The following is a 23,056-nucleotide window of genomic DNA, read 5'->3' on the forward strand; positions in this document are numbered from 1 at the left end:
TCAGGGGGCTTCCCTGGTGATCACGGGCCGCACCTCCACGGCACAGCGTTCCGCCCCCGGGCAGCGGGCGGCCCAGGTGAGGGCGGCGTCGAGGTCGGGCACATCGATCAGGAAGAAGCCGCCCAGCTGCTCCTTGCTGTCGGGAAAGGGCCCGTCCTGCACCTGACGCTCGCCGTGGCGCAGGCGCACGGTGGTGGCGGTGTGGGGGGACTGCAGGGCCTCGCCACCGGCCATATGGCCAGCCTCGGCCAGGGCCTGGGTGTAGGCGGCATAGGCGGGCATCAGGCCGGGGCGCTCGGCGAAGTCCTGCTCGGTTTCGTAGATCAGAACGGCGTACTGCATGGGGGGATTCGCGGGGTTGGGGGGGGGTGGCGCGCGCTCCCGGAGGGCGGGCGTCATCTCCATGACGGACGATCGGCGCCGATTTCGACAGAATCAACCGGTTCCGCCCCACCCCGTGTGCCCTCCATGCCCAAGGTCGAGATCTACACCTGGCGCTTCTGCCCGTTCTGCATCCGGGCCAAGCAGCTGCTGGACCGCAAGGGCGTCACCTACACCGAGTACGTGATCGACGGCGACGAGGACGCCCGCGACGCGATGGTGGCCCGGGGCCGCGACGGTCGGCGCTCGGTGCCCCAGGTCTTCATCGACGACGCCCATGTGGGCGGCTGCGACGACCTCTACGCCCTGGAGCGCCAGGGTCGGCTGGATGCGCTGCTGGCCGTCGCCAGCTAGGGGGCGGCGGCGCCCTTCCATTCCGCCAGCTCCACGGTGATGCCCTCCGGGCCCCGCAGAAACACCAGCTTGCGGTGGTGAAACTCCATCACCGCGTTGCGCAGCTGGACACCCCCGGCCTGCAGCCGGGCCACCGCGGCCTCCAGGTCGTCGACGGCGAAGCAGATGTGGTTGAACCCCACCCGGGCCAGGTTGTCCATGGCCGGCTCGGGCAGGGGGTCCGGGTGGCGGTAGTGCAGCAGCTGCACCTCCAGCCGCGGCGTGGCGCCGGCCAGCACCAGCGTCACGTGGTCGGCCTCGAGGCCCTCCACGCCCATGTAGGCCGAGAACTGGGGACCGCTGATCAGCACGGCCTTGTCCTCCACGAAGCCCAGCAGGCCGAAGAAGTGCCGGGCCGCCGCCAGGTCGCGCACGACGACGGTGACGTGGTCGAAATGGCGGAGCATGGGGATCGCTGGGAGATCCGATTCTCGCCGGGCCCGGCGCCATCCGGAGGGGGCCCCAGGCCCCCACAGCGAAGCCCCAGCAGCCAGAGTGAGGGGCACCAACGGCCGGCCCCATGAGCGACAACGCCAGCCCCGCCGAACCCGCCACCCCCGGCCAGGGCGGCGGCTGGCCCCTGATCGATGGCTGGGCCAGGGCCACCCTCTCGCCGCAGGGCCCCAAGCTCTGGCAGACCCTCAACCACAAGAGCGCCTGCCTCTCCTGCGCCTGGGGCACCGGCGGCCAGCACGGCGGCTTCGTCGACGAGCTGGGGGAGCCGCTGCAGCGCTGCCTCAAGAGCGTCGAGGCAATCATGGCCGAGCTGCAGCCGGCGGTGAGCGAGGGGGTGTTCGGCCGCCGCAGCCTGGCGGACCTCCAGCAGCTCACCTCGATGGAGGCCGACCGCCTCGGCCGCCTCAGCCACCCCCTGCTGCTGCGGGAAGGCGGCAGCCACTACGAGCGCATCGGCTGGGACGACGTGTTCGCCATCGCCGAAGCGGCCTTCCGGCGCCCGCCGGAGCGGGTGGCCTCCTACAGCTCGGGCCGCTCCTCCAACGAGGCGGCCTACCTGCTGCAGCTGCTGCTGCGGGCCATGGGCTCCAACAACCTGGCCGACTGCTCCGACCTCTGCCACGCCCCCTCCACCGTGGGGCTGAATGCCATCTTCGGCTCCGGCACCTCGATGGTGAGCCTGGAGAGCCTGCAGCAGGCCGACTGCGTGGTGCTGGTGGGCTCCAACGCCCCGGCCAACCACCCGCGGCTGATGAACGAGCTGATCAAGCTGCGCCAGCGGGGCGGCACGGTGCTCGTCATCAACCCGGTGATCGAGGTGGGGCTGCTCAAGTTCGGCTCCCCCGCCTTCCCGATCCGCTCGATGCTGGCGGGCTCGGAGATCGCCTCCCTGTTCCTGCAGCCCGTGCCCGGCAGCGACACGGCCGTGTTCCTGGGGCTGCAGAAGGCCCTGCTGGAGGCCGGCGCCGTGAAGCGCGATTTCCTGGCCGCCCACGCCGAGGGCTGGGAGGCGCTGCTGACACAGCTGGAGAGCACCTCCTGGGAAGCGATCACCGCCAGCTGCGGCCTGAGCCGGCAGGAGCTGGAGCACGCCGCCGCCGTGATCGCCGCGGCCCGGGGGGTGGTGTTCGCCTGGGCGATGGGCATCACCCACCACGCCAACGGCATCGACAACGTGCAGGCGATCGCCAACACCGCCCTGCTCAGCGGCAACGTGGGCCGGCCCGGCGCCGGCACCATGCCGATCCGGGGCCACTCCAACGTCCAGGGTTTCGGCTCGATGGGGGTCAGCGTCAAGCTGCGCTCGGAGATGCAGCAGGCCCTGGAGCAGCTGCTGGGCCGGCCCCTGAGCCGGGTGCCCGGCTACGACACCCGCGCCCTGATCGAAGCCGCCGATGCCGGCCGGGTCGACAGCCTGCTGTGCCTGGGGGGCAACCTCTGGGGCGCCAACCCCGACAGCGGCGAGGCGAAGCGGGCCCTGGGCCGCATCGACACGATCCTGTACCTGGCCACCAAGCCCAACCAGGGCCATTTCCACGGCCTGGCCGCCCGCCAGACCCTGGTGCTGCCGGTGTTCAACCGCTTCGAGACGCCGCACCGCACCACCACCGAATCGGGCAACAACTACGTGCGCCTCAACGAACCGGGCACCACCCACCTGCGCAGCGCCGACCTGATCAGCGAGGTGGCCTTCCTGGCGGAACTGGCCCGGCGGCGGATGGGCAGCGACCCGATCGACTGGGGGCGGCTGCAGGATCCGGCCTACGTGCGGGAACTGATCGGCCGCACCGTGCCCGGCTACGGCCCGATCGCCCGCATCGATGCCACCCGGCAGGAGTTCAGCGTCGAAGGGCGCCTGTTCGATCGCCCCCACTTCCCCACCCCCAGCGGCCGGGCCCGGATGGCGCCCACCCCCCTGCCCGAGCTGTCGCTGCCGGAGCCGGCGCACTTCGGCGGCCTCGGGCCCGGGGAAACGGGTCTGGTGCTGGCCCTGATCACGGCCCGCAGCTACGGCCAGCACAACACCGTCGTCTACAAGGCCGGCGACAGCTACCGGGGCATGCCCCACCGCCACACGATCCTGATGAACCGGGCCGACCTGCGCCGCTGCGGCCTGGCGGCCCACCAGCGGGTGACGGTGCAGGGGGAGGCGGGCGCCCTGGAGGGGGTCGAGATCATCCCCGGCGAGATCCGCGAGGGCGCCGCCCTGATGTTCTACCCGGAGGTGAACGTGCTGATGAAGGCCGTGGTCGACCCCCGCTGCGGCACCCCGGCCTTCAAGCGGGTGCCGGTGCTGGTGCGGGGGGCGCTGACCGCCGGCCATGGCGTCTGACGCCCCGGCAGGGGCGGCGGAAGTGCCGGAGGGGGCGGCGGAGCGGCAACGGCTCGCCGCCGACGATCGCCGCGAAGCCCGCTGGCGCCGCTGGGGGCCCTACCTGAGCGACCGCCAGTGGGGCACGGTGCGGGAGGACTACAGCGCCGACGGCAACGCCTGGGAGCATTTCCCCTTCGAGCAGGCCCGCTCCCGCGCCTACCGCTGGGGGGAGGACGGCCTGCTGGGCCTGTGCGACAACCACCAGCGCCTCTGCTTCGCCCTCGCCCTCTGGAACGGCCGCGACCCCTTCCTCAAGGAACGGCTGTTCGGGCTCAGCGGCCCCCAGGGCAACCATGGCGAGGACGTCAAGGAGATCTACTTCCACCGCGACAGCACCCCCAGCCACAGCTGGATGAGGGCGCTGTACCGCTACCCCCACGGCCGCTTCCCCTACGAGGACCTGATCGCGGAGAACGGCCGCCGCGGCCGCGACGCGCCCGAATACGAACTGCTCGACACCGGCATCTTCACCGGCGACCGCTTCTGCGACATCGAGGTGACCTACGCCAAGGGGGCCCCGGACGACATCCTCATCCGCCTGTGCGTCACCAACCGCGGCCCCGATCCCCACACCCTGCACCTGCTGCCCACCCTCTGGTTCCGCAACACCTGGAGCTGGGGCGGCGAGGAACCGCGCCCCTCGATCCGGCCCGTTGCGCCGGAGCCGGCGGCCGAGCCCGCCGCGCCGCCGGCGCCCGGGTCCCCCCGGCCCGTGCCCTGGCGGACCCTGGCCGCGACCCACCCCGAGATGGGCACCTTCTGGCTCCACGCCGAGCAGCCGGCCGAGCTGCTGGCCACCGACAACGAGACCAACGCCCGCCGGCTGTTCGGCACCGCCAACGCCGGCCCCTACGTGAAGGACGGCATCAACGACCGGGTGGTGGCGGGCGATCGGGGGGCGGTGAATCCCGAGGGCGTCGGCACCAAGGCGTCGCTCCACTACATCCTGCCCCTGGCGGCAGGGGAAACCCGGGTGCTGAAGCTGCGGCTGGTGGATCGCCGGCTCACGGATGATCCCCTCGGTGCCGGGTTCGAGGCCATCAGCCGGCAGCGGCAGCGGGAGGCCGACGCCTTCTACGCAGCCCTGCATCCGCCCGGGCTGCCGCCCGAACGGCGGGAGCTGCAGCGCCAGGCCTTCGCCGGCCTGCTCTGGAGCAAGCAGACCTACCTCTACGGGATCCGCGACTGGCTGGCGGGGGATGCGGCCACCCCGCCGCCGCCTTCCCGCCGCCACGGCCGCAACCACCTATGGCCCCACTTCCATGCCGACGACGTGCTGTCGATGCCCGACGGCTGGGAGTACCCCTGGTTCGCCGCCTGGGATCTGGCCTTCCACTGCGTGCCCCTCGCCCTGGTGGATCCCGGCTTCGCCAAGCACCAGCTCGACCTGCTGACCCGGGAGTGGTTCATGCACCCCAACGGCCAGCTGCCCGCCTACGAGTGGGCCTTCGGCGACGTCAACCCGCCGGTGCACGCCTGGGCCACCTGGCAGGTGTACAGCCTGGAGAAGCGGGCCACGGGCAGGGGCGACCGGCCGTTCCTGGAGCGGGTGTTCCAGAAGCTGCTGCTCAATTTCACCTGGTGGGTGAACCGCAAGGACGCGGAGGGCAACAACATCTTCCAGGGCGGCTTCCTCGGCCTCGACAACATCGGGGTGTTCGATCGCAGCGCCCCGCTGCCCACCGGGGGCTTCATCGAGCAGGCCGATGGCACCAGCTGGATGGGCATGTTCTGCCTCAACATGCTCACGATCTCCCTGGAGCTGGCGCAGGAGAATCCCGTCTACGAGGACATGGCGACGAAGTTCTTCGAGCACTTCCTCTACATCGCCGCGGCCATGAATGCCTCCGGCAGCGACGGTGGCCACCACCTCTGGGACGACGGGGACGGCTTCTTCCATGACGTGCTCCACCTGCCGGACGGCCAGCGGCTGCCGCTGAAGATCCGCTCGATGGTGGGGCTGATCCCCCTGTTCGCCATCGCCATCCTCGAACCGGAGGTGCTCGAGCGGCTGCCGGCCTTCCGGGCGCGGCTGGAGTGGTTCATCCAGCACCGGCCCGATCTCAAGGTCAACGTGGCCTGCATGGAGACCAGGGGGCAGAAGGCCCGCCGCCTGCTGGCCCTCACCTACCTCAGCCCCAACCGCTTCGTGGCGGAGGACCGTTTCCGGCGCATCCTGACGCGCCTCTTCGATCCGGCCGAGTTCCTCGGCGACCACGGCATCCGCTCCCTTTCCCGCCACCATGCCGACCACCCCTACGTGTTTCGCTTCGAAGGCCGGGAGCACCGGGTGGGCTACGAGCCGGCGGAATCGCGCTCCGGCCTGTTCGGCGGCAACTCCAACTGGCGCGGCCCGGTGTGGTTCCCCGTCAACCATCTGCTGATCGAGGCGCTGCAGCAGTTCCACCGCTACGCCGGTGACGGCTTCCAGGTGGAATGCCCCACCGGCTCCGGCCAGTGGCTCAGCCTGCAGCAGGCCGCCGCCCTGATCAGCGAGCGGCTCATCGGCCTGTTCCTGCCCCGCCCCGGCGAGCCGCCGCCGGCCTACGGCGCCGCCGCCGCCTTCCTCACCGATGCCGAAGGCCAGCGGCTGCACCTGTTCCACGAGTACTTCCACGGCGATGACGGCACCGGCCTGGGCGCCAGTCACCAGACGGGCTGGACCGGCCTGGTGGCCCAGCTGATTCACGACCGGGGCCTGCGCATGGCCGGGGAGCCGGCCGACGCCGATCAGCCCCCCAGGTAGGCCATCTCCGCCGGCGCCGGCCGCTGGTCGACCGCCTCCTGCCGCTCCTCGCTCCAGCGGTCGCGGCGGGCGCGCCACAGCCCCTCCAGCGCCTGCCGCAGCCGGCCCGGTTCGGGCCGGGGCCGCAGCCAGGGCCTGAGATCGGTGCCGTCGGCGGCGAACAGGCAGCTGTAGGCCACCCCGTCGGCGGTGATCCGCAGCCGGTTGCAGTCGCCGCAGAAGGGTGCCGTGATCGAAGCCACCACCGCCAGGTGGGCGCCGCCATCGGCTCCGGCAGCAGCCGCGGGGCGGTCGCGGTAGCGCCAGCGGCCGGCGGTGCCGTGGGGCGCCCGTCCCAGCGGCTCCAGCGGCCAGGCCGCCCCGATGCGGGCCACCATCTCGGCCGCCGGCAGCACCTGCGCCGGCGACCAGCCGTTGCGGTTGCCCACGTCCATGAATTCGATCAGGCGCAGCTCCAGCCCCTTCTCCCGGGCCAGCGCCGCCAGGGGCAGCAGCTGGTCGCCATTGCCCGAGCGGGTGATCACCGCGTTCAGCTTCAGGGCGCCCCGGGCCGGGTCGAAGCCAGCCTCCCTGGCATGCCGGATCGCCGCCAGCACCTTCGCCAGCACGGCCTCGCCGGCGGCCGCGCCGGGGAGGCCGGCCATGCGGGCCACGCTGGCCCCATCGGTGCCATCGAGGCTGAGGGTGATCCGGTCAAGCCCCGCCGCCTTCAGCTGCCGCGCCCGCCCGGCACTGAGCAGCACCCCGTTGCTGGTGAGGGCGATCTCCCGCAGGGCGCCGCGGGGATCACCGGGGTCACGCCGCCGCAGCGGCTGCAGGGCGGCGATCAGCTCCTCGAGGCGCCGGTGCAGCAGGGGCTCGCCGCCGGTGAGGCGCAGGGTGTGCACCCCCAGGCCCACGGTCGCCTCCACCAGGGCCACCCGCTCCGCCAGGGTCAGCAGGTCGGGCGGATCCTCGAGATCCGGACAGCAGTAGGGGCAGGCCAGGTTGCAGCGGGCCGTCAACGACAGCCGCAGCACCCCCAGGGGCCGGCCATGCAGATCCAGGGGACGCTCCGCCATGGCAGGAAAGCTAGGGCCAGAGGCCGGTGGCGTCGTCGGGTCGGTTGGCGTTCCGCAGCCCCGCGGCCGGCAGGGGCACCGGCACCACCAGCTCTGCCGCCAGCCAGTCCTGCAGCCGCCGGCCCCCCGCCGCCGTGAAGGCCCGCAGCCGGCGGCACCGGCCCGGATGGGCCGGGTAGACCCCCAGCAGCGGCTGCAGCCGCCGGCCGTCGTGGGCCAGGTGGATGGCGGCGCGACCGGAGGCGGCCGCCAGCAGGGCCTCGAGGGCGGCGGTCTCCAGCCAGGGCATGTCCACCGGGCAGAGGAGCAGGTCCTGGCCGGGGTGGTGCGCCATCAGCCGGTCGAGGGCCAGCAGCGGCCCCTCCCGGGGCGGTGGCTCCTCCAGGACCGTGATCGGCTGGCCCAGCCCGTCCCGCCGGGGCCGCGCCAGGGCGTGGTGGGCCCGGTGGTGGCTGACGAGGGTGATCGGCAGCGGCAGCGCCGCCAGTCGCCCGAGGCTGAACTCCAGCCAGGTGTCCCCGGCGGGATGGGGCAGCAGGGCCTTGTCCGTGCCCATGCGGCGGCTGGCGCCGCCGCTGAGCAGGCAGGCCCGCAGACCGCTCATGGCAGCGGCGAACCGTCGGGATCCGGTGCCACCAGACCGAATTCCGCCAGGGCCCGGGGCAGGTTGCGGTGCTCATGGCCCGGATGGCTGAGCTTCACCAGGGCGAAGCGCTGCAGCTCATCGAGCTCCCCCCAGGCGTGGCGGGGCAGGGTCAGCCCCAGCTGGCGGCAGGAGGCGAGCAGCACCTCCGGGGGCTCGTTGCCCTGTTGCCAGGGGGCGCCGCGGGCGGGCTCCAGCCGGCCGGCGACGCCGGCGTCCATGGCGGCCGTGCGCCGCTCGAGCCAGCGGTCCAGATCCGCCAGGGCCGCGGGGTCGTCGGGCCAGGCCAGCAGCCGCTGCCGTTCCCCCTCGTCGAGGTCGCTCCAGTGCACCAGCTTCAGCTTGACCCCCACCAGATCGAGCTTGCGCCGCACCGCCATGGGGATGCAGCGCAGGTCACCGACGAAGTCGGCCTCGAAGCCGAAGCAGTGGTCGTGGCGGCCCATGGACCCGGCCCCAGGCGGAACCCGAACCCTAGGAAGCCGGCGGGCGGGCCCCTGGGCTCAGTCCAGCTGGAGGACGCCCCTGGTGCGCTGGCGGCGCTGCTGGTCCTGCTCTTCGAAACGGGCCAGGCAGTCCCCCTGGGGCACCAGGACGCAGCTCACGTACTCGGAGGCGTCGACCAGGGCCGCCCGGATGGCCTTGCCGGCGGGCGTGCGCTGGGCCTGGGACTGGTTGCTGCCGAAGTTGAGCGTGCCGGCGGCACCGGTGAGGGCCTGGCCGGTGCGGCCCATGTTCGGTGCCAGCCAGAGGGCCAGACCCGCCGCCGGCAGCAGGCTCACGCCACTGGCGCTGGCGCTGGCCGTGTTGCTGGCACGGCCTTCCACGGTGCGGGATCCGACCACCTCGCCGGTGGAGCTGTCCACGACGCGGATGTCGATCGCCACGTAGTCCTTCGTCTCCACCTGCTGGTTCTGCTTGCCGAAGCCCAGCAGGCCGAAGCTGCTGCCCGACTGCTTCTGCTCCACGTTGGTTTCGTAGGAGGTGACCGTTCCCAGCACGATGTAGCGTGCGCCGCGCATCTGACCCCTGCGGGCGGCGTCGGGGCCCTTCTTGACGATCCCCAGTTCCGCCAGCTCCTGCTCGGAAAGCACGTCCTTGAGCTGGCGCCGCTCCACCACCTGCAGCGTGCCGGTGCCCTGCAGCTCGTTGGCCAGGGCGGCGGCCAGATCATCGGCCACCGGACCCTGCCACCACCACGTGGGCTGGGTGACGGTGTTCTTGAAGGCGGGCACCGAGACGGTGGGGCGGGCCACCGGCGGGCGGCTCTGGGCCAGGGCGGCGGCGGGGACGGCGGCGACGACGGCACCAAGGCCGAGGCCGAGGGCCAGCTGGCGGGGGAGATCCCGGGCGACTCCGCCCAGGGTGCGACTGCGCATGATCTGCGACGTGGCCATGGCGTGCCGTTCTGAAGCTGGTCCCGATACGGCGGGCATTCAAGCAAGTTCCGGCCGCGGCTGGGCGTTCCGCCCCGGTGGGGTCGGAGTGCACTCCAGCGCTGGAACTGGCCCAGGCCCGGCGGGCTTTCGTAGCCGATCTCACCGTGGGACCCCGCCAGGATTAGGTTCACTGAAGAGACCGCAGAGGCTTCTGACGAAGTCGCTCCCATGACCGCCACCGTCCCGTCGAGAGACGAGCTGCAGGACCACAGTCCCTCCGGGGCCAGCCAGGGTCCCCGCCCGGCTCCGATGTTCGAGCTGATCCCCTACGAGAAGTTCCGCGACACCCCCTCGGTGCGCTTCTTCGACATCACCGTGCCCAGCTCGAACAAGCGGGATCTGGTGGTCCACTCGGGCCCGGCGGTGAGCCCGCCGGACTGCCAGGAGACCGGCAGCTGGCAGTTCTATCTCCACCCCCACCAGGAGGACAACCTGCTCGCCATGCATGGCGGCCGCACCTTCTTCCTGGTCAATCTCGGCTGGAACTACCCGTATCACATCGTTCGCCTCGACTGCGGCGGCGACATCCTGCGCATCCCTCCCGGCACGTTCCACCGTTCCGTCTCCGACCCCGACGGCTCCCTGGTGCTCAACCAGGCCGTGCGCGAGGAGGGCGCCAGCGTGGTGCGGGAGTTCCGGGTGTACAACAGCCACCGCATCCCCCGGCTGTTCGCCGTCACCTCCAAGACCGCCCCCCTGCCCAAGCTGCACGGGGTCAGCTGGTAGACGGAGAGATCAGGGCACCGCCGCGCCGCGCAGCAGGGCGCCGAAGTCCCTGGCGGGCATCGGCTTGCCCAGCAGGTGGCCCTGGAACTGGTCGCAGCCGAGGTTGCGCAGCATCCCCAGCTGCTCGGCGGTTTCCACCCCTTCCGCCAGGGTCATCAGCCCCAGCTCCTTGGCCATCACGATGGTGGCCTTGACGATGGCCAGATCGGCGTCGTCGTTGCCCAGCCGTTCCACGAAGAACCGGTCGATCTTGAGCTTGTCGAGGGGCAGGGAGTGGAGCATGGCCAGGGACGAGTAGCCCGTGCCGAAATCGTCGATCGCCAGGCTGAAGCCGCTCTCGGCGAGCTGTCGCAGCTGCTCCCCCGCACGCTCGGGATCGTTCAGCAGGGCCGTTTCGGTGATCTCCAGCTCGAGATTCTCCGGCACCAGGCCGTAGGCGCTCAGCGCCCCGGCCAGCAGCTCGGAGAGGGATGGATGCTCGGCCCCCAGCTGGAGCGGCGAGATGTTGATCGCCAGTTTTCCCAGCCGCAGCCCCTGGCGGTGCCACTCCTGCAGCTGCCGGCAGGCCTCCTCGATCACCCAGAGGCCGATGGTGTGGATCTGGCCGGTCTTCTCCGCCAGCGGGATGAACACGTTGGGGGACACCATCCGGCCGTTCTGATCACGCCAGCGCAGCAGGGCCTCGGCCCCGGCGATCCGGCTGCCGCCCCGGTCGATCTGGGGCTGGTAGAAGAGCCGCAGCTGCTCCCGGTCGATCGCCCGGCCCAGGCTGAGCTCCAGCTCGAGGCGCTCGCGCAGCTGCAGGCTGATCTCCGGGGTGTAGAAGCGCAGCTGGTTCTTGCCGTGCTGCTTGGCCTCCATCAGGGCCGTGTTGGCACAGCGCAGCAGGGTGTCGGGGTCGGAGCCGTGGTCGGGGGCCAGGGCCACCCCGAGCGAGGCGCTGGGCTGGACCGCCAGGCCGGTGCCCATTCCAGGGCTGTTGCCGAGGGTGCGCCGGATCTGCTCCGCCCACTGCAGGGCCTCGAGCCGGTCGGCCATGGCCATGGGCCGCAGCAGGATGAACTCATCACTGCCCACCCGGGCCAGCCAGTCGTCCGGCCGCATCAGGTGGCGCAGGCAGCTGCCGCTGGCCTGGAGCACCTGGTTGCCGATCTCATGGCCCAGGCTGTTGTTGATCGACTGGAAGTTGTCGAGGTCGAGGTTGATCAGGGCGATGCCGCGCTCGGAGCCGGCCATGCGCAGCAGGCGGGCCAGCTGGCGGACGGCGGCGGCCTTGTTGGGCAGCCGGGTGAGGGGATCGACGAAGGCGATGCGCTCGAGCCGCTGCTGGATCTCGTGCTGCTCGCTGATGTCCTGGACGGTGCCCACCGTGGTGAGCGGCTCGCCGTCGGCGGCCAGGGTGGTGCGCCCCCGCTCCAGCACCATCTTCAGCAGACCGTCGCCGAGCAGCAGCCGATGCTCGATCCGGTAGGGCCGCCCCGTCCGGAAGGACTCCTGGAAGGTGGCATCGACCAGGGAACGGTCCTCCGGATGGACCGTCTGGAGAAAGTGGCCATAGGAGGGGGCCGTCAGTTCCGGGGCGGTGTTGAAGATGCTGTAGGTCTCGTTCGACCAGAGCAGTTCCCCCGTGCGGTGGTTCAGCTCCCAGCTGCCCACATGGGTGAGCCGCTCGGCCTCCTGCAGCAGGGACCCCAGCCGGGAGCTTTCCCGCAGGGCCGTATCCAGTTCGGTGCGGTCGCGGTGGCTCACCAGGGCCACCAGCCGGCCGCAGAGGTCGAGCACCTGGTAGCTCACGGACACATCCCGGCTGGCGCCGCAGCGGGCCCGGTGGCGCGTGGCGAAGCTTCCCCTGGGCTGCTGGCGCATCACCCGCAGCTGGTCGTGCATCAGGTCGTCGGCCAGCTCCACATCCGCCTGAATCGCCGCCGGATTGAGGGTGAGGAAGTGCTCCCGGGAGTAGCCGAGCCGCTCATGGGCGGAACGGTTGCAGTCGATGAAATGGCCACTGGCCAGATCAAGGACAACCAGATCGTCGCTGCCCAGGTCGGCAGCAAAACGCAGTGCATCGCCGACGCTGTCGACGCAAGGAATCAGCCCCTGTTCCGCCGGGGTGCTGAACCAGAAGGATTGCACTGACGGTTCCATTCACGCAGGATCTTAGGCAGTGTTTTCATTGCTGACCAGGATGGGGAAGAAAATCCCTTGCCCGGCTGAAGCGCAGCGGGATAACGGCTTCGAACCTGAAGATTCCACTGGAAACATGGGAAGTCCAGGGCCTCAGAAGTGAGGGAAAGAGAAGAATTGAATGCAGCCTGATCCCCGGGCCGACCTCGGTTTTCGGTGCTCGTCCGGCCCAGTGATCCGCATCGCCGCCGGCGGCTCAGTCGATCCTGAGGTCGATGGTGAGATCCGTCGGGCGCTGGCGTCCCCGCCAGGGGGGAGCCTCCGGCAGCGGCCCGGCCTGGGGCGCCGCCACGGGATCGAAGCGGTGACCGTCCGGGTGCAGCTGGAAGGCCCGATCGCCGCCGGGGGTGCGCACGATCAGCTCCAGGGGCATGTGGGGCTCGATCGCCGGATGCAGGCAGGGGTAAAGCCGCTGGAAGCGGAAGCGGACCGCCAGCGGCGGGCCGGCCCCATCCGCTTCGGGCTCCAGCGGCAGGGGCCGGCCGTTGAGGAACAGCCCGCAGTCACGGCGGAAGGCGGCGTTGGCCACCACCTCGAAGCGGCGCAGGGAGCCGTCGATGAACCGGCTGGTGAAGCCTCCCTGCACCGGGGTGTCGCAGATCAGGGGCCAGGGCTCGGGGGCCGGCCGCAGCTCCAGGGCGGGCGCCGTCCCGGTGGCGTCCAGCTCCCCCTGCCAGCGCAGCAGGGGCGGGAAACGCCACTCCCAGATGGCCCGGAACGGCGCCGGATCCAGGGCCAGGTCGTCGGCCGCCAGGTCGGCCAGGATGGCCTCCAGGTCGGCCCACAGCTGGCTGGGCAGCAGCTGGCGGTCGTGCAGGGCCGGGCCCCAGTCGTGCAGGCTCCCGGGCCGGTGGCGCGGCTCCAGCAGGTGGGCGGCCAGGGCGCTCCACAGCAGGGCGATGGTGCTGCTCCACTCCATGCGGGGCAGGCTCTCCAGCGCCCGGAACTCCACCAGGCCCAGGCAGCCGGCCGGGGCCCCGGGGTTCCAGAACTTGTCGAAGCTGATCTCGCTGCGGTGGTTGTTGCCGCTGCGGTCGGCGTGCAGATGGCGCAGCGTCTCGCCGATCAGGCCCCGGACATCGCCGAAGGGTTCCCCCGAGGGCTGGCCCTCCGCCTGTTCGATGGCCCGGTAGGCCAGCTCCAGGTCGAAGCATTCACCGATCGCCTCGTCCGGCCGGGGCGACTGGGAGGCCGGGCCCACCCCGGGGCCGCAGAACAGGTAGGCCAGCGACGGATGCCGCTGCCAGTAGCGCAGGATCCCGGTCAGCCAGGCCGGGCGGGAGAAGAAGGGGTGGTGGGCCAGGTCGGGGCCACCCCAGAGCAGATGGTTGCCGCCGCCGGTGCCCTCCTGGCGGCCGTCCCCCAGGTCCTTCCAGCTGCGCAGCCCCCCCCGCTCGCCGGCCTCCTCCAGCCGCTGCAGCCAGCGGCGGTACTCCATCCAGCTGTGGCAGACGGGCAGGTTGATCTCCAGCACGCCGGGGTCGGCCGTGAGGCCCAGCACCTGCCAGCGCTCTCCGGCATCGAGGGGCAGCACGCCGCTCAGCCGGGGCGCCGCCAGCGGGCCGAGGCTGTCGGCCACCGCCTGCAGCAGCAGCCGCAGGGGTTCCCGCTCCAGGGGGGGCAGGAACAGCTCCCAGCCGTCGGGGTCCACCTCCAGGGTGAGCACCTGGCGGGGCACGTCCTCGGGCAGGTGCTCCAGGGGCAGGCGCAGGCCGGCGGGGCCGGGGGCGCCGGTGAGTTCCCGCAGGCTTTCCTCCAGGGGCCAGGGCGCCACCGCCCAGGCCACCGCCGCCGCCGGGTCGTCCCCATCGGGGGGCGCCACGCTCAGGGGGGCGGCCCAGACCCGGCGCTCGGGTTCGAAGGGATCCCGCAGCACCACGGGCTGGAGGGTGAGGCCCAGCCGCCCACCCAGCTGCTCCAGCCAGGCCGGGGCCGCCTCGGCGGTCAGCGGGGCTCCCTCCAGGCCGGGCTGGCAGAGGCCGGGCCAGCGCACCGGCGCCGTGCCGTCGTCCCCCAGGAACAGACGCAGGGCCCAGCGGGGATTGACCTCGCCGTCGTAACGCTTGCCGGGGCAGTAAAGGAGGGTGCTGCCGGGCCAGACGCGCTGCTGCAGATCCCGGGCCAGGGCCCGGGCGATCGGCAGCTTGGTGGGTCCATCGGCGGTGACGCTCCACTCCGGCCCCTCCGGCTCAAGGGGCACCAGGGTGGGCTCGCCGCCGAGGGTGAGCTGGATGCCGGCGGCCCGGAGACGGGACTCGGCCGCCTCGGCCACCCTGTCCATCCAGCTCATGCGGGCCAGCTCATGTGGGTTGGGGGAGGCTCATGGGGACGGGCTGGGAATCACGCTGCAGGCGTTGACGGGAACCGGCGCCACCTTCCAGATGCGCTCGGCGTACTCCTGAATGGAGCGGTCGCTGCTGAAGAAGCCGCAGCGGGCCGTGTTGAGCACGGACATCATGCTCCACCGTCCCGCATCGCACCAGGCGCTGTCGACCTCGTTCTGGGCGCGGCGGTAGTCGCCCAGGTCGGCCATCACCCGGAAGGGGTCGCTGCTGCAGAGGTTGGCCAGCAGCGGATGGAACAGGTCGCGGTCACCTTCGCTGAAGTGGCCCGAACCGATCAGGTCGATGGCCTCCTTGGCCAGGGCGTCGTTCTCCAGCCAGGGCATCGGGTGGTAGCCGCTGCGGTTGATGGCGGCCAGCTGCTCGGCGGTGTGGCCGAACAGGAAGAAGTTGTCGTCGCCGACCCGCTCGCGGATCTCGATGTTGGCCCCGTCGAGGGTGCCGATCGTGAGGGCGCCGTTGAGGGACATCTTCATGTTGCCCGTGCCGGAGGCCTCCATGCCGGCGGTGGAGATCTGCTCCGAGAGGTCGACGGCCGGGTAGATCTTCTGGCCCAGCTTGACGCTGAAGTTGGGCAGGAAGATCACCCGCAGGCGGCCGTCCATCGCCGGGTCGATGTTGATGATCTCCGCCATGCCCACGATCAGGCGGATGATCAGCTTGGCCATGGCATAGCCGGGGGCCGCCTTGCCGCCGAAGATCACCGTGCGCGGTGGCAGGTCCTCGCCGGCCCGCAGGCGCAGGTAGCGCTCCACCACCTGCAGGGCGGCCATGTGCTGGCGCTTGTACTCGTGGATGCGCTTCACCTGTACGTCGAACAGGGAGGCGGGGTCCACCAGCACGCCGGTGTCCTGGCGGATCGTCGCCGCCAGGCGCTCCTTGGACTGCTCCCGCACCCGCTGCCAGCGCTCCAGGAACGCCACGTCGGTGGCCAGGGGCTCGAGCCGGCGCAGCTGGTCGAGGTGCCGGCACCAGTCGGTGCCGATGGCGTCGTTGAGCAGGGCGGCCAGGGGCGGGTTGGCGACCGCCAGCCAGCGCCGCGGCGTGACGCCGTTGGTGATGTTGGTGAAGCGATCCGGCCACACCCGGGCGAAGTCGGCGAACAGGTTCTCCTTCAGCAGGCGGCTGTGCAGTTCCGCCACCCCATTCACCGTGTGGCTGCCCACCACCGCCAGGTGGGCCATGCGCACCTTGCGGTGCGGCCCCTCCTCGATCAGGGACAGCCGCTCGAGAAGCTCCGGCTGGCCGGGGAAGCGGATGCGCAGGGTGCGCAGGAAGCGGGCATTGATCTCGTAGATGATCTGCAGCTGGCGCGGCAGAAGCTGCTGGAACAGCTCCAGCCCCCAGGCCTCGAGGGCCTCGGGCAGCAGGGTGTGGTTCGTGTAGCTGACCGTGGCGGTGGTGATGCTCCAGGCCGTGTCCCAGTCGACGCCGTGGACGTCGATCAGCAGGCGCATGAGCTCCGCCACGGCGATCGCCGGGTGGGTGTCGTTGAGCTGCACCGCGAACTTGCGGTGGAACTCGGTGACCGGGATCCCCTGGCTGGCCAGGATGCGGAACATGTCCTGCAGGGAGCAGGAGACGAAGAAGATCTGCTGGCTGAGCCGCAGCCGCTTGCCCTGCTCCAGCTCATCGTTGGGATAGAGCACCTTGGAGAGGGTCTCCGACTGCACCTTGTGCAGCACGGCCCGGGTGTAGTCGCCGGCATTGAAGGAGGCGAAGTCGAAGGCGTCCGGCGCCTGGGCCGACCACAGCCGCAGGGTGTTGGCGGTGTGGACGCCGTAGCCCAGGATCGGGGTGTCGTAGGCCACGCCGATCACGGTCTGGCCGCCGATCAGCACCGGATAGCTCCATTCCGGTCGGATCACCTCCCAGGGGTTGCCCCGGGCCAGCCAGGGATCGGTGCTCTCCATCTGGCCGCCGGGGCCGATCTGCTGGCGGAAGATGCCGAACTCGTAGCGGATGCCGTAGCCGATGGCCGGCAGCTCCAGGGTGGCCATCGACTCCTGGAAACAGGCCGCCAGCCGGCCCAGGCCGCCATTGCCGAGGCCCGGCTCCGGCTCCTCCGCCAGCATCTCCTCGAGGGTGAGGCCGAGGGCCTCGCAGGCGGCCGCGGCCTCCTCCCGCAGCCCGAGGCTCACCAGGTTGTTCTCCAGGTGGGGCCCCAGCAGGTACTCCGCCGACATGTAGGTGGCGGTGCGGACATGCTGGCTGGTGTAGGTGTCGGCCGTGTCCACCCAGCTGGTCAGCAGGATGTCCCGGACCGCCAGCGACAGGCAGACGTAGTGGTCGTGGGTGGTGGCGAGGGAAGCGGACTTCGCCTGGCTGGAGAAGAGATGGCGCCGCATCGCCTCCAGGAGGGCCTGGCCCTTGGGCGGGCACGGGGCGGGGGTGGGGCTGGCCATGGGGACGGGCGGCAGTCGGCGGAGTGGACCAGTCCTGGCCTGGGGAGTACCGCCGCCGCTGATGCATCGGCTACCAGCCGGCGCACCTTAAGAGTGGCTTCGCTTCCGCTGGCCTGGCTTCAGCCGTGCAGCACCTCGTGCCAGGCGGAGCCCATGGGGGTGGGCTCCAGCACCTCCGCCTCGATCCTCCATTCCAGCTCGCTGTCCACCCCCGTGGGGCCTGAGAAGCTGCCGTTCACCGCCGCGGTGAGGGTGGGCTTGGAGGAGGTGGCCAGGGTGATGTAGCGGTCGTCGACGCTGCCCATGCCGCTGGGGTCGAACCCCCGCCAGCCCGCCCCGGGCAGGTAGACCTCCGCCCAGGCGTGCAGGTCGTACTGCTTCGGCTGCGGTTCCACCAGGTGATAGCCGCTCACGAACCGGGACGGCAGGCCGACACAGCGGCAGGTCTCGACCATCAGCATCGCCAGGTCGCGGCAGGAACCGACCCGCTCCTTGAGGGTGCGCCCCGCCGGCCAGGCCGGCCCCACGTGCCGCTGGGTGTACTTGACCCGGTCCTTGATGATCTCCACCAGCTGCTCCAGGAACATCAGCCCCCGCTGGTCGCTGCCCATCAGCGCCTCCTGGGCCAGGTCCACCGCGGCGGGGTCGTGCTGGCCGTTGGGCAGCCAGCCCTCCAGGGAGCCCAGCAGATCGCCGTTGAGGTGGCCCACCGGGTACGGCAGCAGGGGTTCGTGGTCCTCCAGGCAGCTGGCCAGGGCCGGGGGCTGCTGGGTCTCCACATCGCTGATCGCCTGCACCCGGAAGTGCTCGGTGCTGCCCGTGAAGCGGGCCCGCAGGATCTCATCACCGCTGGCGGCCAGCAGCGGGTAGAAGCGGGAGGGCTCCGGCGTGACCGCCAGGTGGAAGTGCAGCAGGCGCTGGAAGCCGTGGCCCCGGGGCTTCAGGCAGAAACGGTGCGGACCCAGGAACACCGGCGCGCTGTAGCGGTAGTCGAAGGTGTGGGTTATGCGGGCTCGCATGCCGCCTCCTGACTGGCGGTGGTGCCGGTGGGGGCGATGAAGTAGCGCGCTTCGATCAGCTCATGCAGGCGGTTGAGATCGGACTGGAAGTTGTCGATGGCTTCATGGAGCCCGGTGGCCACCAGCTCGTCGATCCTGGTGAAGCTCCAGTGGGCCAGGGTGAGCCCGATCAGGCACTCCAGATCGTCGGCGGGGCGGGGCACGGAGCTGCCGCGGATGATCCGCAGCGTCTCGTTGATCCGCTCCAGGCAGTAGCGCACGGAGCGGGGGAAGATCGGATCCAGCAGCAGGAACGCCGCCACGGCCTTGGGTTCGATCGCCTGCTGGCTGGACTGGCGGAACATCTGGTAGGCCCCGGCCGAGCGCAGCAGGGAGATCCACTGCAGCTCGTCCAGCACCCCGCCCACCTCCTCGGGGGACGGCAGCAGCAGGAAGTACTTGACGTCGAGGATCCGGGTGGTCTTGTCGGCCCGCTCCAGCAGCCGACCCAGCCGGCTGAACTGCCAGGAGAGGTCACGGCTGAGGGTGGCGTCGGTGATGCCGTAGAAGAGCTGGCAGGCGCGGCGGATCTCCCGCAGCTGCTCCTGGGGCGGCTGCTGCCAGAAGGCGTCCTCCTGCAGCGTCCAGTAGATGTCGTTGATCTGCTCCCACATCTCCGTGGTCATCACCTCACGGATCTGGCGGGCGTTCTCCCGGGCGTTGCCGATGCAGTTGAGAACACTGCTGGGGTTCTCCGCCTCCCGCACCAGGAAATGGATCACCGCCTCGGGGGTGACCACCGGGCAGAGCTCATCGAAGAGCTTGCGGTCGCCGCTGGCATCGATCAGGGGCAGCCAGGGCTCGGCGCTGCCGGGGGGACAGTCGAGGGCCATGGCCTCGCTCACCTCCACGAACCGGGAGATGTTCTCGGCCCGCTCGACGTTGCGGTTGATCCAGTAGAGGGAGTCGGCGACGCGGCTCAGCATGGGGCTTCATCCACGATCCAGGTGTCCTTGCAGCCGCCGCCCTGGGAGGAGTTGACCACCAGGGACCCGCGCCGCAGCGCCACCCGGGTGAGGCCGCCGGGGCTCACCCAGGCGTCCTTGCCGCGCAGCACGTAGGGCCGCAGATCCACGTGGCAGGGGTAGAGCTCCCCTTCGCTCAGGGAGGGCACGGTGGAGAGCTCCAGGGTCGGCTGGGCGATGTAGTTGCGGGGGTTGGCCTGGATCTTGACGGCGAACTCCTCGATCTCCGCCTGGGTGGCATGGGGGCCGATCAGCATCCCGTAGCCGCCCGCCTCCGCCACCGCCTTCACCACCAGCTCGCCGAGATGGGCCAGCACGTAGGCCTGGTCGTCGGGGCGGGAACAGATGTAGGTGGGGACGTTCTCGATGATGGGCTCCTCACCCAGGTAGTAGCGGATCATCTCGCCCACGTAGGCGTAGATCAGCTTGTCATCGGCCACGCCGGTGCCGGGGGCATTGGCGATCGCCACCCGACCGGCGGCATAGGCGCCCATCAGCCCCCGCACCCCCAGCAGCGAATCGCTGCGGAACACGGCCGGGTCGAGGAAGTCGTCATCGATGCGGCGGTAGATCACGTCCACCGCCTCCAGGCCGGCGGTGCTGCGCATCCAGACCCGATCCCCCTCACACACCAGATCGCGCCCCTCCACCAGCTGGATGCCCATCTGCTGGGCCAGGTAGCTGTGCTCGAAGTAGGCGCTGTTGAACACCCCCGGGGTGAGCAGCACCACCTTGGGGGTGTCGGTCCAGGGGGCCAGCTCCCGCAGGGTCTGCAGCAGATGGGAGGGGTAGTCGTCGATCGGCTGCACCGTGCGGCCGGCGAACAGGCTCGGGAACATGCGCTTCATGACGCGCCGGTTCTCGAGGAAGTAGGCCACCCCCGAGGGACAGCGCAGGTTGTCCTCCAGCACCCGCCAGGTGCCGTCGCCGTCGCGCACCAGATCGAGGCCGGAGATGTGGCACCAGCGGCCGAGGGGCGGACGGAAGCCCTGCATCTGGGGCCGCCAGCCCTGGGAGCTTTCGACGTCGGCCCTGGGCACCACCCCGTCGTCGAGGATCTTCTGGTCGCCGTAGACATCGGCCAGGAAGCGGTCGATCGCCTCCAGCCGCTGGAACAGGCCCCGCTCCAGCCGTTCCCAGTCCCGGGCGCCGATCAGGCGGGGGAGGGGATCGAAGGGGAGGATCCGCTCGACGCCCTTGCTGTCGGAATCGTTGAGCCGGAAGGTGGCGCCGAGCCGCTTGAGCAGCATGCCGGCCGCCGCGTGGTTGCGGTTCAGCTGGTCGAGGCCCATCTGGCCCAGGGACGACAGCAGGGGCGTCAGGGTCGCCCGGGGCTGGTCGGTGGAGGTGAAGTACTCGTCGTACCCCTGGTTCGGTTTGTACTGACTGAACATTCCACACCCGTCCGCGCGGTTGGATCCTGCAGTGCCGCCGGGGTGGCCACCCGTTGCCGTTGCTACGAAACCCAGGGTGCCTTGCCGGCCTCCGACCGGTGCCGGCAAGGCACCCCGACCGGGCAGCGCCGACGAATGGCGCTTTGATAAGCAGCGGGCCCTGCGGGTTCCCCAGGGTTGAGGATGAACATAACGGCAGGGAAAGGGCCATGCTGATGAGCCAGAGCGAATCCCAGCCTTCCTCGGCTCCGCGCGCCCCGGGCGTCCAGCTGCGCGAAAAGGAGCGGAGCGGAACCCGCCGAGAGAAGCGCCTCTTTGCCCGCCATTCGATCGAGAGTTGCCGCACCATCGCCGTCCGGCGCCTCGACGGCGAGGGCCAGCCCTGCGGGCGCTGGTTCCTCGCCGACATCGCCGACGTGGCCGAGGGCGGGATGTGCCTGATCGCCAACGAGGACCAGGCCCTGGAACTGGGGCAGTGGCTGCTGCTGGATGTGCGTTCCCATCCCGGCTTCGGCCAGCTGCGCCTGCGGGCCCGGCTGCGCTGGCTCACCCGGGCCCATTTCGCCGTCAGCTTCGGCGTCGCCTTCGCCACCCCCCTCCAGGAGGTGCCTGTGCTTTCGGTGGAGCGGCGCGGCACGCGCCGCGATCCCAACCAGGAGGAATGGGCCCTTCAGGAGGAGCGGGAGCGGGCGGCCCTCTGACCACCGGCCCCCTCCCTCATCGGTCCACAGAGCACCCGTGCACCGGACGGCGCCGCCGTCACAGCAGGAAGTAGCGCTGCGCCATCGGCAGCACCTCCGCCGGCTCGCAGGTGAGCAGCTCCCCGTCGGCGAAGACCTCGTAGGTCTGGGGGTCCACCTCCACCTTGGGCAGGGCCGTGTTGTTGCGCATCTGGGCCTTGCCGATGCCCCGGGTCTGCACCACAGGCACGCAGGGCCGCTTCAGCCCGAGGCGGTGGGGCAGGTCGTCCTCGAGGCAGGCCTGGCTGACGAAGTTGAGGCAGCTGGCCGCCAGGGATCCGCCGTAGGCGGCGAACATGGGCCGGCCGTGGACGGGGCCCGGGGTGGGGATCGAGGCGTTGGCATCCCCCATCTGGGCCCAGACGATCGAGCCCCCCTTGATCACCAGTTCCGGCTTGACGCCGAAGAAGCCCGGCTTCCACAGCACCAGGTCGGCCAGCTTGCCCACCTCCACCGAGCCGATCTGGCTGTCGAGGCCATGGGCGATGGCGGGATTGATGGTGAGCTTGGCGATGTAGCGCTTCAGGCGGGTGTTGTCGTTGCGGCCGCCGCGGGGGCCGGCGGCGTCCTCGGGGAGAAAGCCACGCTGCACCTTCATCTTGTGGGCCGTCTGGAAGGTGCGGGTGATCACCTCCCCCACACGACCCATGGCCTGGGAATCGCTGGCGATGATGCTGAAGGCGCCCAGGTCGTGGAGGATGTCCTCGGCGGCGATCGTCTCGCGGCGGATGCGCGATTCGGCGAAGGCCACGTCCTCCGGGATGCGGGGATCGAGGTGGTGGCACACCATCAGCATGTCGAGGTGCTCCTCGAGGGTGTTGACGGTGTAAGGCTTGGTGGGGTTGGTGGAGCTGGGCAGCACGTTGGGCTCGCCGCAGATCCGGATGATGTCGGGGGCGTGGCCGCCGCCGGCCCCCTCGGTGTGGAAGGTGTGGATGGTGCGGCCGCCGATGGCCCGGATCGTGTCCTCCACGAAGCCGGCTTCGTTGAGGGTGTCGGAATGGATGCAGACCTGCACGTCGTACCTGTCGGCCACCGTCAGGCAGCAGTCGATCGCCGCCGGGGTGGTGCCCCAGTCCTCGTGCAGCTTCAGGCCGCAGGCCCCGGCGCGGATCTGCTCCTCGATCGCCGCCGGGGTGCTGGCGTTGCCCTTGCCGTAGAAGCCCAGGTTGATCGGCAGCCCCTCGGCGGCCTGGAGCATGCGGGCCAGGTGGAAGGCGCCGGGGGTGCAGGTGGTGGCGTTGGTGCCGGTGGCCGGGCCGGTGCCGCCGCCCAGCAGGGTGGTGACCCCGGAGGCGAGGGCGGTTTCGATCTGCTGGGGGCAGATGAAGTGGATGTGGGTGTCGATCGCCCCGGCGGTGAGGATGTGCCCCTCCCCGGCGATGGCCTCGGTGCCGGGGCCCACCACGATCGTCACCCCGTCGGTGATGTCGGGGTTGCCCGCCTTGCCGATGGCGCAGATGCGGCCGTCCTTCAGGCCGATGTCGGCCTTGACGATGCCCCACCAGTCAAGGATCAGGGCATTGGTGATCACCGTGTCCACGGCCCCATCGGAGCGGGGGGTCTGGGCCTGGCCCATGCCGTCGCGGATCACCTTGCCGCCGCCGAACTTCACCTCATCGCCGTAGGTGGTGCAGTCGCTCTCCACCTCCAGGATCAGCTCGGTGTCGGCCAGCCGCAGCCGGTCGCCGGTGGTGGGTCCGTAGGTCTCGGCGTAGGCGCGGCGGTCGATGCGATAAGGCATGGCAG

18 protein-coding genes are annotated in these 23,056 nt (G+C 70.9%); 5 read left to right on the forward strand and 13 right to left on the reverse strand.

Annotated features, from left to right (window positions below):
* The gene (locus tag L107_RS02125) at window positions 1-342 is read right to left on the reverse strand and encodes a YciI family protein (RefSeq protein ID WP_159816237.1); all 342 of its coding nucleotides are present in this window, start codon (window positions 340-342) and stop codon (window positions 1-3) included.
* 126 nt (window positions 343-468) lie between these two features.
* Between L107_RS02125 and grxC the strand changes: the two genes are divergently transcribed.
* Window positions 469-735, forward strand: a complete 267-nt coding sequence (gene grxC / locus L107_RS02130) for a glutaredoxin 3 (RefSeq protein WP_015110116.1) — start codon at window positions 469-471, stop codon at window positions 733-735.
* Here the strand turns inward: grxC and L107_RS02135 are convergent.
* A complete protein-coding gene (locus tag L107_RS02135) occupies window positions 732-1,181 on the reverse strand; it encodes a VOC family protein (RefSeq protein WP_159816238.1) in 450 nt (149 codons plus the stop codon). The two genes, grxC and L107_RS02135, sit on opposite strands and share 4 nt — an antisense overlap.
* A 113-nt stretch (window positions 1,182-1,294) precedes the next feature.
* On the opposite strand from L107_RS02135, the gene L107_RS02140 reads away from it, so the two are divergent.
* Both L107_RS02140 and L107_RS02145 read left to right on the forward strand, forming a co-directional pair.
* Window positions 1,295-3,562, forward strand: a complete 2,268-nt coding sequence (locus L107_RS02140; protein WP_159816239.1) for an FdhF/YdeP family oxidoreductase — start codon at window positions 1,295-1,297, stop codon at window positions 3,560-3,562.
* Window positions 3,552-6,350 carry a glucosidase gene (locus L107_RS02145; protein ID WP_236550448.1) on the forward strand — a complete coding sequence of 933 codons (2,799 nt, stop codon included), beginning with the start codon at window positions 3,552-3,554 and terminating at the stop codon, window positions 6,348-6,350. Before L107_RS02140 ends, L107_RS02145 begins: the two co-directional genes overlap by 11 nt.
* Here L107_RS02145 and L107_RS02150 read toward each other — a convergent pair.
* From L107_RS02150 to L107_RS02165, 4 genes are read right to left on the reverse strand one after another with little or no spacing between them, the layout of a single operon-like run.
* Window positions 6,335-7,411 (reverse strand): GTP 3',8-cyclase MoaA, encoded by a 1,077-nt coding sequence (locus L107_RS02150; protein ID WP_159816240.1) that lies wholly within the window; start codon window positions 7,409-7,411, stop codon window positions 6,335-6,337. The two genes, L107_RS02145 and L107_RS02150, sit on opposite strands and share 16 nt — an antisense overlap.
* A 10-nt stretch (window positions 7,412-7,421) precedes the next feature.
* Window positions 7,422-8,015 (reverse strand): molybdenum cofactor guanylyltransferase, encoded by a 594-nt coding sequence (locus tag L107_RS02155; RefSeq protein WP_159816241.1) that lies wholly within the window; start codon window positions 8,013-8,015, stop codon window positions 7,422-7,424.
* Entirely contained in the window at window positions 8,012-8,500 is a 489-nt protein-coding gene (locus L107_RS02160; RefSeq protein ID WP_159816242.1) for a nitrate reductase associated protein, read from the reverse strand. Before L107_RS02160 ends, L107_RS02155 begins: the two co-directional genes overlap by 4 nt.
* A 57-nt stretch (window positions 8,501-8,557) precedes the next feature.
* A complete protein-coding gene (locus L107_RS02165; protein ID WP_159816243.1) occupies window positions 8,558-9,451 on the reverse strand; it encodes a CsgG/HfaB family protein in 894 nt (297 codons plus the stop codon).
* A gap of 291 nt (window positions 9,452-9,742) precedes the next feature.
* Here L107_RS02165 and L107_RS02170 point away from each other — a divergent pair, with 291 nt between their 5' ends.
* On the forward strand, window positions 9,743-10,219 hold the full coding sequence (locus L107_RS02170; protein WP_015110109.1) for a hypothetical protein: 477 nt from the start codon (window positions 9,743-9,745) through the stop codon (window positions 10,217-10,219).
* 9 nt (window positions 10,220-10,228) lie between these two features.
* Here L107_RS02170 and L107_RS02175 read toward each other — a convergent pair whose 3' ends face one another.
* The 6 genes from L107_RS02175 to L107_RS02200 all read right to left on the reverse strand — a co-directional run bounded on the left by L107_RS02175 (window position 10,229) and on the right by L107_RS02200 (window position 20,567).
* The gene (locus L107_RS02175; protein WP_159816244.1) at window positions 10,229-12,364 is read right to left on the reverse strand and encodes a bifunctional diguanylate cyclase/phosphodiesterase; all 2,136 of its coding nucleotides are present in this window, start codon (window positions 12,362-12,364) and stop codon (window positions 10,229-10,231) included.
* A gap of 235 nt (window positions 12,365-12,599) precedes the next feature.
* On the reverse strand, window positions 12,600-14,693 hold the full coding sequence (locus L107_RS02180; protein WP_159816245.1) for a transglutaminase family protein: 2,094 nt from the start codon (window positions 14,691-14,693) through the stop codon (window positions 12,600-12,602).
* 30 nt (window positions 14,694-14,723) lie between these two features.
* Complete coding sequence (locus L107_RS02185; RefSeq protein ID WP_159816246.1) at window positions 14,724-17,150, reverse strand: glycogen/starch/alpha-glucan phosphorylase; 2,427 nt, start codon at window positions 17,148-17,150, stop codon at window positions 14,724-14,726.
* A 119-nt stretch (window positions 17,151-17,269) separates the two neighbouring features.
* Complete coding sequence (locus tag L107_RS02190) at window positions 17,270-18,169, reverse strand: transglutaminase family protein (RefSeq protein ID WP_159816247.1); 900 nt, start codon at window positions 18,167-18,169, stop codon at window positions 17,270-17,272.
* Window positions 18,154-19,134: an alpha-E domain-containing protein gene (locus L107_RS02195; protein WP_159816248.1), complete on the reverse strand. Its 981-nt coding sequence runs from the start codon at window positions 19,132-19,134 to the stop codon at window positions 18,154-18,156. The genes L107_RS02190 and L107_RS02195 overlap by 16 nt, the downstream gene beginning before the upstream one ends.
* Complete coding sequence (locus L107_RS02200) at window positions 19,128-20,567, reverse strand: circularly permuted type 2 ATP-grasp protein (protein ID WP_159816249.1); 1,440 nt, start codon at window positions 20,565-20,567, stop codon at window positions 19,128-19,130. Before L107_RS02200 ends, L107_RS02195 begins: the two co-directional genes overlap by 7 nt.
* Window positions 20,568-20,782: 215 nt before the next feature.
* On the opposite strand from L107_RS02200, the gene L107_RS02205 reads away from it, so the two are divergent.
* Window positions 20,783-21,268, forward strand: a complete 486-nt coding sequence (locus L107_RS02205; RefSeq protein WP_159816250.1) for a PilZ domain-containing protein — start codon at window positions 20,783-20,785, stop codon at window positions 21,266-21,268.
* Between the two features lie 58 nt (window positions 21,269-21,326).
* On the opposite strand, the gene ureC is transcribed toward L107_RS02205, so the two are convergent.
* Window positions 21,327-23,051 (reverse strand): urease subunit alpha, encoded by a 1,725-nt coding sequence (ureC, locus tag L107_RS02210; protein ID WP_159816251.1) that lies wholly within the window; start codon window positions 23,049-23,051, stop codon window positions 21,327-21,329.
* Between the last annotated feature and the right edge of the window lie 5 nt (window positions 23,052-23,056).

The sequence above is a fragment of the Cyanobium sp. Copco_Reservoir_LC18 genome, from assembly GCF_009834675.1.
Classification (GTDB): Bacteria; Cyanobacteriota; Cyanobacteriia; order PCC-6307; family Cyanobiaceae; genus Cyanobium; species Cyanobium minutissimum.

Excerpts from the sequence above, each read along its gene's own strand:
- L107_RS02170 (WP_015110109.1), top strand. The coding sequence starts at position 9,743 with ATGTTCGAGCTGATCCCCTACGAGAAGTTCCGCGACACCCCCTCGGTG.
- L107_RS02140 (WP_159816239.1), top strand. The coding sequence starts at position 1,295 with ATGAGCGACAACGCCAGCCCCGCCGAACCCGCCACCCCCGGCCAGGGC.
- L107_RS02160 (WP_159816242.1), bottom strand. The coding sequence starts at position 8,500 with ATGGGCCGCCACGACCACTGCTTCGGCTTCGAGGCCGACTTCGTCGGT.
- L107_RS02205 (WP_159816250.1), top strand. The coding sequence starts at position 20,783 with ATGAGCCAGAGCGAATCCCAGCCTTCCTCGGCTCCGCGCGCCCCGGGC.
- L107_RS02190 (WP_159816247.1), bottom strand. The coding sequence starts at position 18,169 with ATGCGAGCCCGCATAACCCACACCTTCGACTACCGCTACAGCGCGCCG.
- ureC (WP_159816251.1), bottom strand. The coding sequence starts at position 23,051 with ATGCCTTATCGCATCGACCGCCGCGCCTACGCCGAGACCTACGGACCC.
- L107_RS02165 (WP_159816243.1), bottom strand. The coding sequence starts at position 9,451 with ATGGCCACGTCGCAGATCATGCGCAGTCGCACCCTGGGCGGAGTCGCC.
- L107_RS02145 (WP_236550448.1), top strand. The coding sequence starts at position 3,552 with ATGGCGTCTGACGCCCCGGCAGGGGCGGCGGAAGTGCCGGAGGGGGCG.
- L107_RS02200 (WP_159816249.1), bottom strand. The coding sequence starts at position 20,567 with ATGTTCAGTCAGTACAAACCGAACCAGGGGTACGACGAGTACTTCACC.
- L107_RS02185 (WP_159816246.1), bottom strand. The coding sequence starts at position 17,150 with ATGGCCAGCCCCACCCCCGCCCCGTGCCCGCCCAAGGGCCAGGCCCTC.
- L107_RS02150 (WP_159816240.1), bottom strand. The coding sequence starts at position 7,411 with ATGGCGGAGCGTCCCCTGGATCTGCATGGCCGGCCCCTGGGGGTGCTG.
- L107_RS02195 (WP_159816248.1), bottom strand. The coding sequence starts at position 19,134 with ATGCTGAGCCGCGTCGCCGACTCCCTCTACTGGATCAACCGCAACGTC.
- grxC (WP_015110116.1), top strand. The coding sequence starts at position 469 with ATGCCCAAGGTCGAGATCTACACCTGGCGCTTCTGCCCGTTCTGCATC.
- L107_RS02135 (WP_159816238.1), bottom strand. The coding sequence starts at position 1,181 with ATGCTCCGCCATTTCGACCACGTCACCGTCGTCGTGCGCGACCTGGCG.
- L107_RS02180 (WP_159816245.1), bottom strand. The coding sequence starts at position 14,693 with ATGAGCTGGATGGACAGGGTGGCCGAGGCGGCCGAGTCCCGTCTCCGG.
- L107_RS02155 (WP_159816241.1), bottom strand. The coding sequence starts at position 8,015 with ATGAGCGGTCTGCGGGCCTGCCTGCTCAGCGGCGGCGCCAGCCGCCGC.
- L107_RS02125 (WP_159816237.1), bottom strand. The coding sequence starts at position 342 with ATGCAGTACGCCGTTCTGATCTACGAAACCGAGCAGGACTTCGCCGAG.
- L107_RS02175 (WP_159816244.1), bottom strand. The coding sequence starts at position 12,364 with ATGGAACCGTCAGTGCAATCCTTCTGGTTCAGCACCCCGGCGGAACAG.